At 65.7% G+C, this 14,402-nt stretch carries 14 protein-coding genes and 2 tRNA genes; 6 read left to right on the top strand and 10 right to left on the bottom strand.

Features of this window, described 5'->3' with window-relative positions; genetic code table 11:
- Positions 1-153: 153 nt before the first annotated feature.
- A complete protein-coding gene (locus QZ609_RS10415) occupies positions 154-1,527 on the top strand; it encodes a sigma-54 dependent transcriptional regulator (protein WP_295494015.1) in 1,374 nt (457 codons plus the stop codon).
- Positions 1,528-1,700: 173 nt separating this feature from the next.
- Here QZ609_RS10415 and QZ609_RS10410 read toward each other — a convergent pair whose 3' ends face one another.
- From QZ609_RS10410 to QZ609_RS10385, 6 genes are all read right to left on the bottom strand, one after another.
- The gene (locus QZ609_RS10410) at positions 1,701-3,008 is read right to left on the bottom strand and encodes a transporter (RefSeq protein ID WP_295494013.1); all 1,308 of its coding nucleotides are present in this window, start codon (positions 3,006-3,008) and stop codon (positions 1,701-1,703) included.
- Between the two features lie 139 nt (positions 3,009-3,147).
- Positions 3,148-3,942, bottom strand: coding sequence for a hypothetical protein (locus tag QZ609_RS10405; protein ID WP_295494012.1), 795 nt, complete (start codon positions 3,940-3,942; stop codon positions 3,148-3,150).
- Positions 3,942-4,676, bottom strand: a complete 735-nt coding sequence (locus QZ609_RS10400; protein WP_295494010.1) for a C39 family peptidase — start codon at positions 4,674-4,676, stop codon at positions 3,942-3,944. The genes QZ609_RS10405 and QZ609_RS10400 overlap by 1 nt, the downstream gene beginning before the upstream one ends.
- 63 nt (positions 4,677-4,739) lie before the next feature.
- Complete coding sequence (locus QZ609_RS10395) at positions 4,740-5,531, bottom strand: cell surface protein (RefSeq protein WP_295494008.1); 792 nt, start codon at positions 5,529-5,531, stop codon at positions 4,740-4,742.
- Between the two features lie 25 nt (positions 5,532-5,556).
- Entirely contained in the window at positions 5,557-6,198 is a 642-nt protein-coding gene (locus QZ609_RS10390) for a hypothetical protein (protein ID WP_295494006.1), read from the bottom strand.
- Complete coding sequence (locus QZ609_RS10385; protein ID WP_295494004.1) at positions 6,195-6,365, bottom strand: hypothetical protein; 171 nt, start codon at positions 6,363-6,365, stop codon at positions 6,195-6,197. The genes QZ609_RS10390 and QZ609_RS10385 overlap by 4 nt, the downstream gene beginning before the upstream one ends.
- Before the next feature lie 727 nt (positions 6,366-7,092).
- Between QZ609_RS10385 and QZ609_RS10380 the strand changes: the two genes are divergently transcribed.
- The 5 genes from QZ609_RS10380 (at position 7,093) to QZ609_RS10360 (ending at position 12,505) form a co-directional block, all read left to right on the top strand.
- On the top strand, positions 7,093-7,761 hold the full coding sequence (locus QZ609_RS10380) for a response regulator transcription factor (RefSeq protein WP_295494003.1): 669 nt from the start codon (positions 7,093-7,095) through the stop codon (positions 7,759-7,761).
- A gap of 49 nt (positions 7,762-7,810) precedes the next feature.
- Complete coding sequence (locus QZ609_RS10375) at positions 7,811-8,662, top strand: zinc-dependent peptidase (RefSeq protein WP_295494002.1); 852 nt, start codon at positions 7,811-7,813, stop codon at positions 8,660-8,662.
- Between the two features lie 268 nt (positions 8,663-8,930).
- Positions 8,931-9,191, top strand: a complete 261-nt coding sequence (locus tag QZ609_RS10370) for a type B 50S ribosomal protein L31 (RefSeq protein ID WP_295494001.1) — start codon at positions 8,931-8,933, stop codon at positions 9,189-9,191.
- 184 nt (positions 9,192-9,375) lie between these two features.
- On the top strand, positions 9,376-11,172 hold the full coding sequence (locus QZ609_RS10365) for a glycosyltransferase family 39 protein (protein WP_295493999.1): 1,797 nt from the start codon (positions 9,376-9,378) through the stop codon (positions 11,170-11,172).
- Entirely contained in the window at positions 11,159-12,505 is a 1,347-nt protein-coding gene (locus tag QZ609_RS10360; protein WP_295493997.1) for an MATE family efflux transporter, read from the top strand. The genes QZ609_RS10365 and QZ609_RS10360 overlap by 14 nt, the downstream gene beginning before the upstream one ends.
- Before the next feature lie 103 nt (positions 12,506-12,608).
- Here QZ609_RS10360 and QZ609_RS10355 read toward each other — a convergent pair.
- The 4 genes from QZ609_RS10355 to QZ609_RS10340 all read right to left on the bottom strand — a co-directional run.
- Positions 12,609-12,685 (bottom strand) — tRNA-Asp (locus QZ609_RS10355).
- A gap of 45 nt (positions 12,686-12,730) precedes the next feature.
- Positions 12,731-12,806 (bottom strand) — tRNA-Val (locus tag QZ609_RS10350).
- Between the two features lie 77 nt (positions 12,807-12,883).
- Entirely contained in the window at positions 12,884-13,156 is a 273-nt protein-coding gene (locus QZ609_RS10345) for an HU family DNA-binding protein (protein WP_295494034.1), read from the bottom strand.
- 170 nt (positions 13,157-13,326) lie between these two features.
- On the bottom strand, positions 13,327-14,402 hold a 1,076-nt coding region (locus QZ609_RS10340; protein WP_295493995.1), incomplete at its 5' end, for a S16 family serine protease.

The raw sequence follows: 14,402 nt of genomic DNA, 5'->3' as shown, positions 1-14,402 counted from the left end.
TAGTTCATTTGCATTACGGAAGGCGCGCGCAACCGTTTGCTTCCCTCGTCCTTAAACGTCATCGCAAAAGTGAAAGTCGGCAACCATACTGCAAGCCTGCCTGAGCCTGCTTCACGGTTGAAACCAACCACGAAAAATCGAACGGGGGAAACCATGCGCGAAGAGCCGCTGGAATGTACCGGTGCGTGCCGAACTGTCGTGGTGGCGTCACGTGCGGGGATGGGGGAGGTCGACGAGACCCTGCTTGGCGCGGACTGGCATGTCCGCCGCGTCACCTCGGTGCGCGAGTTGGGCTGTGCCATTCGTGACGGCGTCCCCAAAGCCGGCCTGATCGATTTCGGCAGCGCGTTCTCCACGGCGGAGCTGGATCTGCTGGAGCGCTGCCTGCAAGCTTCGCACGTCGGCTGGGTGGCTGCGCTGCCGCCCTCCATGTTGGGCCATGACCGCGTGCGCCAGCTGGTGCGCGACTACTGCGTCGACTACGTGCAGATGCCGCTGCGTACAGAAGAGACCGCCTATTCGCTGCGGCACGCCTGGGGCATGGCCACGCTGGCGCAGGAAGCGCCTGTGCCCAAGGCCAACAATGCGCGCATGCTGGGCGAGTGCCCAGCCATGCAGGGCCTGTTCCGGGCGATCCGCAAGGTGGCGCAAAACAGCGCGCCGGCGTTCATCGCCGGGGAGTCCGGCACCGGCAAGGAACTGACGGCGCAGGGCATCCACGAAGCCTCGTCGCGCGCGGGCGGTCCGTTCATCGCCATCAACTGCGGCGCGATCCCGCCGCACCTGATCCAGTCCGAGCTGTTCGGCTATGAGAAAGGCGCCTTCACCGGCGCGCACCAGCGCCATATCGGCTGGGTCGAGCATGCCAACGGCGGCACCCTCTTCCTCGATGAAATCGGCGACCTGCCGCTGGAGAGCCAAGTGAGTCTGCTGCGCTTCCTGCAGCAAGGCACCATCACGCGGCTCGGCGGACACCAGGCGATCCCGCTGGACATCCGCATCATCTCGGCCACGCACGTCGACCTGGAAGCGGCCCAGCACCATGGCGGCTTCCGTACCGACCTGTTTCACCGGCTGTGCGTGCTGACGCTGTCGGTGCCGCCGCTGCGCGAGCGCGGCAGCGACATCGTGCTGCTGGCCGAACACATCCTGGCGCAGCACGCCGGCGAGGCCTCGCACCGCATCCGCGGCTTCACCCCGTGCGCGCTGCACGCGATGATGCATTACCCGTGGCCCGGCAACGTGCGCGAGCTCATCAACCGCGTGCGCCGCGCGCTGGTGATGACCGACAACCGCAAGATCTCCGCCGCCGACCTGCACCTGGAAGGCTATGCGTCGATCTCCGGCCAGACACTGGAAGAGGCGCGCGAATGCGCCGAGTCGGACGCCATCCGCACCGCCATTGCCCGCAACGGCTTCCACATGGGCATGACGGCGCGCGAGCTGGCGGTATCGCGCGTCACGCTGTACCGCCTGATGCAGAAGCACGGCATCCGCGCGGAACATCCGATGCAGTCGGTCTCGTAATCGACAATCGGCGGCGCCTCGGGGGCACGGTGCGCCGTGCCCTTTTCCTTTTCATCGTGGCGCGACGGCCGAAAAAAGAGGCCCAAACTCGGGCCCCTCAAACCGCTTGCGACCGCTCTGGCTCGGGTGTGCGGTCGCTCCTCCCCCTTTTGTCCGGTTGGCCTCGTGCCCGCTTACCAAGTGTATGGGAAGCGCAGGGTAAAGACGTAGTTGGGTGCATCGGGTGTCAGCCCCATCGCCAGTGTGGCGCTGATCGACAGGTTCTTGGTCAACACGTGGCTGATGCCGAAGGTCATGGTGCCCACGTTGGTCTTGCTGCCGACCACCGGCTGCTCCGTACCGCCGTCGGGCGTGATGCGCGTGTTGCCGGAGACGGCCGTGCTGTAGGCCATGGTGAGCGCGGTGCGGTCGTTGAGCGCCAGCGCCAGGCCGCCCCCTACCGTGACGGTGTCGCCCAGCTTGACCTTGCCCGGCTGCACCACGCCCTGGGTGGATGAGATGTCGGCAAACGAGCGCGGCACGTAGTACGTGTAGCTGGCGTTGGCGAACAGCACCACCGGATCGTAGGTCTTCAGGAACGACAGGCCCAGTGTGCCGCTCCACACGCCATTGCCGGTGGGCAGTTGCTGGCCGATGATCAGGTTGTTGTTGTTGCTGTCGACCTGGATCAGCTTGATGCCGAATGGTGAGCGCCCGGTCGGCGCGCGCACCCGGAAGCTGCCGACGATGTCCGGCCAGTCCGCCGACTCCTTGATGAGCTGGTAGTAGAGGCCCGCGCTGACATCGCCCATGCCGGCCGAGGACTTGTCGGCCTCGCTGACGGTGCTCGATGCCCCGCCCGCGCCGCCGCTGAAGAACGTGCTGCTGCGGTAGACGGTCGGCAGGGTGAAATCGGCGCTCAGGCGGTCGGTGAAACCGTAGCGGCCGGTCACGTCCAGCGTGGTCACGTTGGCCTTGGTCTGCACCAGGTTGATCTGCCCGAGGAAGATCGCATCGAGCGCCAGGAAACCTGACAGCGCAAGGTTGCGGCGATCGTAGTAGCTGTAGCTGATGCCGGTATCGAATGTGAAACGCCGCTCGAATAGCGGCGCGTGCTCGGACTGGAAGACTAGGTCCTTGCTCTGGATGCGGGGCTTTTCATTGGGATCGGCGCGGCCGGCGGGCGTGCTTTCCGTGGCGGCAGGGCTACCGCCAGCTTGCGCGAGCACCGCGCCGGAAGGCTGCCCTGCAGCGGGTGTGGTGGAAGCACGCGTCGCCCGCGTGCCGGTCTCGCCCACGCCGCGTCCACGCACGCGCACGAGCTCCAGATCGCCCACGCGCTGCTCCAGCGCCTCGATGATCTTCTGCTGCCGCTCGATGATGCGGGACAGCCGCGCCAGCCGCGCGTCGAACGAGGCCTCGTCGGATTGCGCCCAGGCCGCTGCAGGAAGCAACGACCAACATGCCACTGCCCACGCCACAGCCGTGCGTCGGTGTTCCATGTTTCCCCCCCGGAAAGCCAGGTCGAGGCTCAACCGCCTCGGTTGCAACGCAACGCGATCATGTGCCAATCACGTTGGCGGTCACTACCTGCCTGCGCCTGCTTCTATTGGCTTGTGTGTCTGTCGTGCCTGGCCGTCGCTAGCGGTGCAGCCCTGCGATCGACTGCAGCGCCTGCGCCACGCCGATCTGTGCCAGCTGCTGCCGCGACATCGCCTGCAACTGCAGCTGGATCGCCAGCTGGTTGGCAATGACCTGCGTATTGCCCGCCAGTTGCGCCACCTGCGTCACGCTCCCCACCGCTGCGCCCGCGCCCGGCATCACCGATTGCGTGGCGATGCCCATCGGGCTGGTGATCGCCACCTGCACCCCGCCCTGGCCGACCTGCGCCTGGGCGGTGAAGCCGTTCTGCGCGGCAACCGATGCCGTCTGCCCGTTGGAAGGCAGTGTAGGCAATGGCGCGGTTTGCATCGAGATCGAATTGGTGTTGCTGGCGATATTGTTGCTGCCGGCTACCTGTGTCACCTGTCCGACACCGTTGACCTGTACACCAGTGCCGCCGGACACGCTGGCACCGGGTGTACTCCCAGCCAACGCATCGGCGCCCATCTGCACGGACGTGCGCACATCCGTTGCCACGTTCGCCAGGCCGTTGCGCAGGTTGGAGGCAACCAGCCGCGCCTCGGCCGACGCCTGCCCCGCCTCATTGCGCCAATGCGAAGCCATGTCGACCATGAAACCGCTGACGATGTTGCCGCCCAGGTATTTGCCGCGCATCTGCGCCAGCTCGTCGTCGGCGACCAGCTCAACCACCGTCGCGTTCGCAGGCAGCGCGCCCGAGCGGAACAGCGCGGCTTCGTCCGGCAACGCACGCGCGCTCGCACCGGCACACCAGCCGGCGCAGGCGAGCGGGAGAATCCATGTCAATGTCTTCATCAGAATAAATCCCACCGTGCGGGCCCGAACTCCATCTGGATCGGCAGCGCCCCACCGCCAAAGGCTGCGTTCTCACGCGCGCGCAGTGTGGGGGCGTTGGTTTGCATCAATCCGGAATCGGCTTGTACGGGCACGTCGCCGACGATTGCGAACACGAGGCCGTTCCACGCAGGCGCGAACTCCCACTCCTGCATGATGCGGTTGCCCAGCGCGGGGTCGGCGATGAACACCCGCCCCTGGGCCGCACGCTTCACGACCACGAAATGTTGGTATCCGTTCAGGTTCAACAGCACGATCACCGGAATGGCCAGATCCCGCAGCGCCGCCAGGTCGACCCGGTAGCCGCGTCCGCGCAAGCCGAGCGTCTGCACGTAGTTGCGCATGTCGAGCATGGAAAAGCCCTGCTCGGCCACCTGCTTCGGGTCTGAGGCCTGCATCATCTCTGCGATGATGCGGCGCTCGTCGATGTCGATCCCATACGCATACCGCAGCAGCGTGCCAACCGCCGCTGCACCACAACTGAAATCCTGCTGCTGGCGCATCACGCTGCGATAGCGCAGCTCGGCCATGCTCCTGACCGGCTTGTTCATCGGCATCTCGCTATCGGCACGCAATGCGACCGTGCCTTCCGGCGCGCGCGCCTGCACTTGCGGCACCTGTGGCACCTGCGGCGCACGCAATGCGCAGCCCGACGCCAGGCACAGCCCGATCGCGACACTCCATGCAGCTCGCATGACCTCCCCCCCGGGGGATCAGCCCCGGCCGCAGGCTGCGCGGCCGGAGGGGTTGGTACCGTCTTAGTTGACGCCCTTGGCCGTGGCGATGGCCAAGCCGTTGTGCTGCAGGTTGCCCGCACCGGCCGCGATGTTCACGCCGATATTGCCCATGGCGTTCATCAGCGCGGTACCAGACATCGACGCCACGTTGGTCGGATCGCAGCCGTTCAGGCGCAGCGAGTTGTTGTCGGCCGACTGCTTGTTGTAGTCGGTGGCCTTGGCGATGCGCCCCGAGCTGTTGGTGGAAGCGGCCATGCCGTTCTCCTGCAGCTCGCCCGCGCCCGCGGCAATGTTCACGCCGATGGTGCCCTTGGCCCCGGACAATGCGCTGCCTCCCAGCGATGCCTTGTTGATGGCATTGCCGATCGCCAGCGACTCACCCGGGTCGGTCTGCGTGTTGAACACCTGCGCCGAGGCGAACACCTTGCCGGCATCCACCGCCGCCAGCGCAACGTCGTTGGACTGCACGTTGCCGGCGCCCGCCGTCACGTTCAGCCCGACGGCGCCTTGCGCGCCCTGCAGCGCCTGGCCATTGACCGTGGCCTTGTTGTCGCCGCTCGGCAAGCTCACCGAATTGTTGTTGCTGCTCTGGGTCGAATCGACCACCGCCGACGATTCAGAACTGAACGGGATGAAGCCCAGCGCCAGCCCGTAGCCCTGCACGTAGATATCGTTGCTGATCTCGGTGACATTGGTGATGACGGCACCCGAGGAGCCCGGGTCTCGGCCCCAGTCTCCGCCACGCCCTTGCGCGTGGACAACGCTTGCCGACAGCATGGCCAATGCCGCGATGGCAACCAGTTTCGCTTTCATATGAATCTCCCTTCCTTTTTCGCTGTTAAAAAAAAGTGCCCGCCGGGGGACGGAGCACAAAAACGTTGGAGGTGACATTCCCCGTTCCAGCCGTCTGGTTGACCTGCACCACGCCGGAGGTATTGCGCAACGCGGTCGAGGCGATCGACGCGTCTTGCCTTGCCCCCGGCGCCTGCGCGGCTTCCGGACGACGTCCTTGCGCAGCCACGCCCGACAGCACGCTGTCGCCAAGCTGCTCGATCTGGTTGACTGGCCCCGGGCTGTTCCGGGCTTGTGAAACGTTTGAAACGAGCGCCACCGAAGCCGAGGGTGCGACCACCGCGACATTCACCTGGGCATTGGCCGCACCGCTGGCCTGATTGATCGACACCAACCCGCTCGCCCCATCGAATGCCTGGTCGGCGAGCCGGCTGCTGGCGGACAGCCCCGCCGCCGAGTGCGCGATCCGTTGCGACGACGCCACGTCGGCGTCACCTGTCGAAATCGCGACCAGGTTGGCCTGCACGTTGCCGGCTCCGGCGGCCTGGTTGATGGCGACCCGGCCCGCCGCATTGCCGCCAGCGCTGTCGGCGATGACGGCCGCCACCGGATCGGCCTGCGCCCGTGCGACGCCCACGCCGCTCGAGCCCAGGCCAACCGCGAGAAGCAAGAGCAGTGCGGCTCTCACGGCTGCCCCCCGCGCGACACCGTCGACAGCGGCATCAGCGCACCGCCAATCTGGGCGGCAATACCGGCGGTGGCCTGCACCACCTGCACACCGATGCCGCCCACCGCCGCGCCCCCGGTCGCCACGCCGATACCGATGGCGGCGCCCGACGGCAGCGCGACCCCCACTTCCGGGGGGATTGCGCCCGCCCCCCCGCCGATGGATGGTTAGGGGACGCATGCGACCCACTGAGCTCGGTGTCCGACAGCACAGACAAGACCGAACCGATGGATTGATCGAATGCACGGGTGGGAAAAGGACTGACGGCGGTTCGCACCGGCAACGTATCGGTGGGCGCGCCTCGGTAGGCGATACGCGGCGCGACATCGCGCTGCACGATGATGTCGCCGTCTTCGGCGTGCGCCGGCCCCATGATGACCATGGCCACCGCGCACGCGACCACACCGGTCATATCGATCGTCCGCCGCAACGGCAAACGTTGAGCACAGCGTCGCGCAGTTGTAGTTGGCATGGCTCGCCCTCCCCGGTCGGGGCCTGAGCGACATCCATGCCATGGCGATTAAGGCCTTGTTTTTACGGGAAATTCGACTGAGGAAAGGTACGCTGCCGGCGTCAAACGGGCGTTTTTGTGTCGCGACTGAAACAGCCAAGACGCGACAACCACCCGTACGCCCGCCTGGCTGCTCAGCGAAAAAGCGGATTGCACACCCCGCCAACCCAGGAAATGCCGAGGTTGACAGGGCGCAACGAGGGGTCCCGAGGCATGCCGTGGCAACTGTTATTTTGTCGATACGCCACTAAAATGATTCGGAACGGGGGTCTGCTCCGGCCTGTATCTTGCTCGGAGCGACGAGGGATGTTCTTCGCAAGATCGGTTACAGGTCGGGAATAACGATGAACACTGTTTTGATCGAAGCCCATCCGTTGGTGCGCACCGGTATCGCGCACCTGCTACGGACGCTCAAAGGCGTCACAGCCGTCACCGTCGTCGAGCCAGACGAGGGTATGTTCGACGCCATCGAAGCGAACTCTGAGGCCGGCCTGCTGGTCATCGGCCTGCCACTTCCACATCTGGACGAACTGTCCGCCATCGGCGAGATCATGCACCGGCCGCACGCGCGCCACGTGGTGGTGCTGGCCGAGTCGGAATCGCCGGACATCATCCGCACGCTCATGCAGATGGGCCTGTCGGGCTACACGCTCAAGCATTCGCCGGGCGAGGTGATCGCGGCTTCGCTGGAGCTGGTGCTGGTGGGTGGCCAGTACATCCCGGCCAGTGCCCTGCTGCCGGAGGCCCGCCTGGACGGTGCGCCCAACCCGGCGCTGGCCGGCGATCCGCAGACCGATCCCAAGCTGCTCGGCATCACGCCGCGCCAGTACGAGATCCTGGTGCTGCTCTCGCGCGGGCACCCGGTCAAGACCATCAGCCGCATGCTGAACTTCTCCGAGGCCACGGCCAAGGCGCATATCAGCACGCTGTACCGGCGCCTGAAGGTGCGCAGCCGCACGGAAGCGGTGTACGTCGCCAACCAGCGCGGCGCGCGCCTGTTGTCGGTCGCCTGAGCGGCGACGCCAGCGCGAAGGCGGAAGCACGCGCCGATATACTGGGCGCATGCTTTCGTCTGTCTTCCGCTGGTTCTCCGGCCGCGCGCGCACGCGCCGGCTCGCCCGCTACGCCATCTCCGACGCGCTGTGGTCGCGCACCGTGGCGCGCCTGCCCTTCCTGCACGACTGGCCCCGCGCCAGCCTCGCCCGCCTGCGCGAAACCGCCACGCTCTTCATCGCCGAGAAGGAATTCACCACCGCCCACGACCTGCGGCTCACCGATGCGATGGTGGTCAGCATTGCCGTGCAGGCCAGCGTGCCGATCCTCGAACTCGGCGTCGAGTGGTATCGCGGTTGGCGCGCCGTGGTGATCTACCCCGGCGAGTTCGTCATCCGCAAGGAGGTGATGGACGAAGATGGCGTGGTCCACCACGTGCGCGAGGAAGCCAGCGGCGAGGCGTGGGAGCACGGGCCGGTCATCCTCTCGTGGCAAGACATCAAGCTGGGCGGCCCGCTGGCGGCGCCCGATGCGCAGCCGTACAACGTCGTGATCCACGAGTTCGCGCACAAGCTCGACATGCTCAACGGCGAGTCGGACGGCATCCCGGCGTTTTCGTCGCGGCTGCACGCCGGGCTCGATCGCGAGCAATGGGCCGACGACCTTTACGCTGAATACGATGCCTTCGCCGACCGCTGCGAGCGCACGCCCGAACGCCGATGGGATGCCGATCCGATCCTGTCGCTTCTGGACCCGTATGGCGCGCAGCATCCGGCGGAGTTCTTTGCGGTGGCGTCCGAGGTCTTCTTCGTCGAGCCCGCGGCGCTGCAGGCAACGCTGCCCGCGCTGTACGCGCTGCTGCAAGCGTTCTATCGGCAAGATCCGGCCCATCGGATGCCGCCTGGCGACGGACTGGCCTAAGCGCCTCTCGTTGCGCACGGGCGACAACGGTTGGGGCAATTGCATCGGTCACACGGTCCACACCTGGAAAATGCGCCTCAAGAGCCACTTTAAGCGATCCGATCTGTCCCGTTTTTTGTGCCCGCGCGTTGCCCAAGCCCTTGTTTCTCTGGCATAATCCTCGTTTCTCCACCCGGCAAGTGATTCGACGGTAGGTCGCACGGTGCGGTATCTCACCTGAGCACCTGAAGCGCGCCGCGAATTGGCTACCTCAACCCCAGGGCCCATCATGAAAGAAGGCATTCACCCGAATTACCGCGAAGTCGTGTTCCAGGACATGTCCAGCGACTTCAAGTTCATCACGCGTTCGACGATCCAGACCAAGGAAATGATCACCCTGGACGGCAAGGAATACCCGCTGGCCAAGATCGAAGTCTCGTCCGAATCGCACCCGTTCTACACGGGCCAGCAAAAGGTGCTGGACACGGCCGGCCGCGTCGAAAAGTTCCGCCAGAAGTTCGGCAGCAAGGTTGGCAAGACTGCCAAGTAATGCCGGCGCCGGAGACGGCTCAGCGCATGACCCGTCTCTCTGGTCCGAATTGGTACGAAAAGGCAGCTCCGGCTGCCTTTTTTGTTTCTTGGCACAGTGGCGGACTTTTCGCCTTGGCCGCCCCGCCTCTTCACAATGCAACCCGCAGTGCAACCGTGACGCCGTCCCGACGGTCTGACACCTGATGAACACCCCCAGCGTCTCGCGCGTTCGCCTGACCGCCTCCGCCACCAGCGCCCTGCCGCGCTGGCTGCTGCTCGCCATCTGCGTGATCTACGGCCTGTCGGGCCTGTTCTCGCGCGACCCCTGGAAGAACGAAGACGCCGCCGGCTTTGGCGCCATGTGGTCGCTGGCGAGCGGCAACGGCCAGGACTGGCTGATGCCCAACATCGTCGGCCGCCCGTTCGTGCAGGCCGGGCCACTGGTGTTCTGGATCGGCGGCGCGTTCATCCGCGTGTTCGGTCCGTGGCTGGGCTCGTCCGATGCCTCGCGCCTGGCGACGGCGCTGTTCTTCTTCATCACCTGCGCCTGCATCTGGTATGGCGCCTACCTGCTCGGCCGCCGCGCCGAAGTCCAGCCGTTTGAATTCGTTTTCGGCGGCCAGCCGAACTCGCGCGACTACGGCCGTACGCTGGCCGACGGCGCGCTGCTGATCTTTCTCGCCTGCGTGGGGCTGGCGCAGCGCGGGCATGAGACCACGCCGCTGGTCGGCGCACTGGCCTTCGTAGCGGTCACGGTCTACGGCCTGATCCGTGCGCTTGACCGGCCCGTGCAGGGCAGCCTCACGTACGGTTTCGGCATCGGCTGCCTATCGCTGGCGGGCGGGCCGATCCTGCCGCTGGCGATCACGGTGTCGGTACTGGTGGTGGCGCGCGTCACGCGCGTGTTGCCCGTCAAGCCGCTGTTGACGATCGCCCTACCCGTTTCGCTCGTGCTGGGTTGGTCATGGCCGGCGATGGCCTACCTGCTGGCCGTCAACCAGACCGATGCCGTCACCTTCATCCGCGAATGGGCGCGCTTCGACCGCCGCCAGTACGCAGGGCCGACTGGCCATTCGCTGGGCTTCGTCGCGCGCAACCTGCCGTTCTTCGCCTGGCCGGTGTGGCCGCTGGCGGCGTGGGCGTGGAAGAGCTGGAGCGGCATGCGCATGGCCCCGCATATCGCGCTGCCGATGGCAGTCCTGGTGCCGCAGCTGGCGCTGCTGCTGTTGCAGCAGCAACCGAGCGACGATGGCTTCCTGCTGCTGATCCCGCCGATGGCCGTGATGGCCACCTTTGCCCTGCCGACCCTCAAGCGCGGCGCCATCAGCGCGATCGACTGGTTTGCGCTGCTGGCCTTCACCATCCTCGGCGGCTTCGTGTGGCTGGTATGGATCGCGAAGATGACCGGCTACCCGCCGCAGATCGCGCGCAACGTGTTCCGCCTGCTGCCGGGCTACCGGCCCGAGTTCAGCTGGACGGCGCTGCTCTGCGCGCTGCTGGTGACGGCCGCGTGGGTGTTGATCGTGGTGTGGCGCACCTCGCGCGTGCCCAAGGCGATCTGGCGCGCAGTGGTCATCTCCGCAGCTGGCACCACGCTGCTGTGGGTGCTGATGATGACGCTGTGGCTACCCACCATCAACTACGCCAAGACCTATCGCGAGGTCGCGCAATCGGCCGCGCTCGCGCTGCCGCAGACGTACACCTGCGTACAGCCGATCCGCATCGGCGATGCGCAGCTCGCGTCGTTCGCCTACTTCGGCCACATCCGTTTCGGCAATCCCGAAGACAACTGCGACATCCTCCTGCGCCACGATCCGTACGACTACGGGGCCCCGACCAGCGTGCCCAACTACGAATGGCACCTGATCTGGGAAGGCCGCCGCCCCGCGGACCGCGACGAGCACTTCCGCATGTACCGCCTGACCGAGGCCGCCAAGGCCACGCATCCGCCGCCCACTCCGGCCACCACGCGCCGGCGCAAGCTGCATGTTCCTGACTGACGTCCGGCGCATCGCCGCGCTGGCCTGGCCGGTATTGATCGGCCAGCTTGCGGTGATCGCCTTTGGCGTGCTCGACACGGCGATGTCCGGGCGTGCCTCGGCGGCCGATCTGGCCGCCATCGGGCTCGGTGGCTCGATCTATGTGACGGTCTACATCAGCCTGATGGGCGTGCTACAGGCGCTCTCGCCGATCGCCGCGCAACTCTACGGCGCGCAACGGCATGGCGAGATCGGCGAGGAAGTCCGGCAGGCCGCGTGGCTCGGACTGGCACTGGCAGTTCTTGGCATGGTGATCCTGTGGTTCCCCGCCCCGCTGCTGCGCCTGGCGGATGCCTCGCCCGAGCTGACAGACAAGGCCACCGCCTACTTGCGCTACGAGGCGCTTGCCCTGCCCGCGGCGCTCGGCTTCCGCATCTATTCCGCGCTCAACAACGCGCTGTCGCGCCCGGTGATGGTGACGGTGCTGCAGCTGGGCGGCCTGGCGCTGAAATTCCCGCTCAACGCGCTGTTCCTGTATGGCGGCCTCGGCCTGCCGGCGATGGGCGGCCCGGGGTGCGCCCTCGCATCGATGATCATCAGCTGGGTGTGGTGCATCGCCGGCGTGCTGGTCCTGACGCGCAATCCTGCGTATCGCCCGTTCCGACTCTTCACGCGGTTCTCCCCACCCAACCCTGCCCGACTATGGGCATTGCTGCGCCTGGGCGTGCCGATGGGGCTGACCTATCTGATCGAGATCACCTCGTTCACGCTGATGGCGATCTTCATTGCACGCATGGGCACGGTCGTGCTGGCCGGCCATCAGATCGCTGCCAACCTGGGGGCGGTGGCCTACATGGTGCCGCTGTCGCTGTCGATTGCCACGTCGACGCTGGTGGCGCAATCCATCGGTGCGCGTGACCGACTTGCCGCGCGGCGCATGGCTTGGAACGGCATCAAGTTCGCGGCAGCCTGCGCGGTGATCGTCGCTGCGGCCGTGCTGTTGTTGCGGCATGACCTGGCGCGGCTCTACACGCGCGATGCCACCGTGTTGGCAATTGCCGTGCCGCTGCTGCCATTCATCGCGGCGTATCAGATGTTCGATGCGCTGCAGGTCATGGCAGCGTTCATCCTGCGCGCCTACAAGATCGCGCTGATCCCGACGGTCATCTATGCGCTATCGCTGTGGGGCGTGGGGCTTGGTGGCGGCTACCTGCTCGGCTTCGGCCACCTGGGAGAATTCGCTGCCGCCCTGCGTGGCGCAGCCGGTTTCTGGGCGGCCAACGCCATGAGCCTCGCGGTGGCCGGGACCCTACTCGTCCGTTACTTCAATGGCATCAGCCGCGAAGCTGATTAACGCGCGCGCAGGTCATTCAGCACAGGAAAACACGCCGCTTTAAAGCCAGAAGCAAATGGGAAAGACAAAAAGAAAAACCCGCTGCAAGCAGCGGGTTTTGATTTGGCGGAGTGGACGGGACTCGAACCCGCGACCCCCGGCGTGACAGGCCGGTATTCTAACCGACTGAACTACCGCTCCAGATTGGGTCGGACTGCACGACGTATCGGGCGGCAATACGAACGATGGTGGGTGCTGAGAGGCTCGAACTCCCGACCCGCGCCTTGTAAGGGCGCTGCTCTACCAACTGAGCTAAGCACCCGTTCGTACTGCCGGCGAAAGCCGGACTGTCCGGCGCCTGCGTTCGTTGTCACCCGAAGCAGCAAGCACCAAAGCCCGCTAGTTTAGCGCATCCTTGAGCGCTTTACCAGGTTTGAATTTCGCGACCTTGCCGCCTTCGATCTTGATGGTGGCACCGGTGCGCGGGTTGCGCCCAGCCCGCGAAGAACGCTTGCCGACCAGGAAGGTGCCAAAGCCGACCAGCGTGACCGATCCGCCATCACACAGTGCATCCTTGATCCCGCCGATCAGCGCGTCAATGGCGCGCCCGGCCGCCGCTTTCGACATGTCGGTCTGCGCCGCCACATGGTCGATGAGGTCTGTCTTGTTCATCGCACCGCCTCCCCGTTCGCCCGCTAGGTCGCTTTCATTAAAGTGGCCGCCTATCGACGTGTCAAGGCGGAGAACCCAGCGCCGTGAGGGCGGGAAATGCATCGTGTTCGACCCAAAGAAAAAGGGCCCGAACAGTGTCGGGCCCTCGTCAGACTACGCGCGAAGCGGCATCAGTGATGCACCATCTCCTGCGCCTTGCCGTCGTCAGTCTTGGCGGCTTCGGGCGCCGGCTTGGCTTCCTCTTCCGGCAGCGGCTCGGGCTTGCGCACCAGCGCGAGTTCCAGCACCTTGTCGATCCAGCGCACCGGCTGGATCTCGATGCTGTTCTTCACGTTGTCCGGAATCTCCGCCAGGTCCTTGACGTTCTCTTCCGGGATCAGCACCAGCTTGATGCCACCGCGGTGTGCGGCCAGCAGCTTTTCCTTCAGGCCGCCGATCGGCAGCACCTCGCCACGCAGCGTGATCTCGCCGGTCATCGCCACATCCGCCCGCACCGGGATGCCGGTCAGCACCGACACCAGCGCCGTCGTCATGGCAATACCCGCAGACGGGCCGTCCTTGGGCGTCGCACCTTCGGGCACGTGGATGTGGATGTCGCGCTTCTCGAACATCTCATCCTTGACGCCCAGGCGAGCGGAGCGCGAACGCACCACTGAACGCGCAGCCTCGACCGATTCCTTCATCACGTCGCCCAGCGAACCAGTGCGGGTGATGTTGCCCTTGCCCGGCATCTGCGCGGCTTCGATGGTCAGCAGATCGCCGCCCACTTCCGTCCACGCCAGGCCGGTCACCTGGCCCACCTGGTCTTCCTTGCCAGCCAGGCCGAAGTCAAAGCGGCGCACGCCGAGGAACTTGTCCAGGTTGTCCGAATCGACCTTCACGGACGTATGGCCTTCCTTCTTCAGCAGCAGCTGCTTGACGACCTTGCGGCAGATTTTCGAGACCTCGCGCTCCAGCGAACGCACACCAGCTTCCCGCGTGTAGTAGCGGATGATGTCGCGCAGCGCGCCTTCGGCCACCTCGATCTCGCCCGCCTTCAGACCGTTGTTCTTGATCTGCTTGGGTAGCAGGTAACGCTGGGAGATGTTGACCTTTTCATCTTCCGTGTAACCCGACAGGCGAATCACTTCCATCCGGTCCAGCAGCGGCGCCGGGATGTTCAGCGAGTTCGACGTCGCCACGAACATCACGTCCGACAGGTCGAAGTCCACTTCGATGTAGTGGTCCTGGAACGTGTGGTTCTGTT

It is taken from the genome of uncultured Ralstonia sp. (genome assembly GCA_913056305.1).
Lineage (GTDB): Bacteria > Pseudomonadota > Gammaproteobacteria > Burkholderiales > Burkholderiaceae > Ralstonia.
This window is presented reverse-complemented; position numbering and strand designations above follow the sequence as displayed.

Bases quoted from the DNA above. Each gene is read 5' to 3' on its own strand.
- QZ609_RS10370 (WP_295494001.1), top strand. From the start codon at position 8,931: ATGAAAGAAGGCATTCACCCGAATTACCGCGAAGTCGTGTTCCAGGAC.
- QZ609_RS10400 (WP_295494010.1), bottom strand. From the start codon at position 4,676: ATGCGAGCTGCATGGAGTGTCGCGATCGGGCTGTGCCTGGCGTCGGGC.
- QZ609_RS10365 (WP_295493999.1), top strand. From the start codon at position 9,376: ATGAACACCCCCAGCGTCTCGCGCGTTCGCCTGACCGCCTCCGCCACC.
- QZ609_RS10380 (WP_295494003.1), top strand. From the start codon at position 7,093: ATGAACACTGTTTTGATCGAAGCCCATCCGTTGGTGCGCACCGGTATC.
- QZ609_RS10410 (WP_295494013.1), bottom strand. From the start codon at position 3,008: ATGGAACACCGACGCACGGCTGTGGCGTGGGCAGTGGCATGTTGGTCG.
- QZ609_RS10415 (WP_295494015.1), top strand. From the start codon at position 154: ATGCGCGAAGAGCCGCTGGAATGTACCGGTGCGTGCCGAACTGTCGTG.
- QZ609_RS10395 (WP_295494008.1), bottom strand. From the start codon at position 5,531: ATGAAAGCGAAACTGGTTGCCATCGCGGCATTGGCCATGCTGTCGGCA.
- QZ609_RS10345 (WP_295494034.1), bottom strand. From the start codon at position 13,156: ATGAACAAGACAGACCTCATCGACCATGTGGCGGCGCAGACCGACATG.
- QZ609_RS10360 (WP_295493997.1), top strand. From the start codon at position 11,159: ATGTTCCTGACTGACGTCCGGCGCATCGCCGCGCTGGCCTGGCCGGTA.
- QZ609_RS10405 (WP_295494012.1), bottom strand. From the start codon at position 3,942: ATGAAGACATTGACATGGATTCTCCCGCTCGCCTGCGCCGGCTGGTGT.
- QZ609_RS10375 (WP_295494002.1), top strand. From the start codon at position 7,811: ATGCTTTCGTCTGTCTTCCGCTGGTTCTCCGGCCGCGCGCGCACGCGC.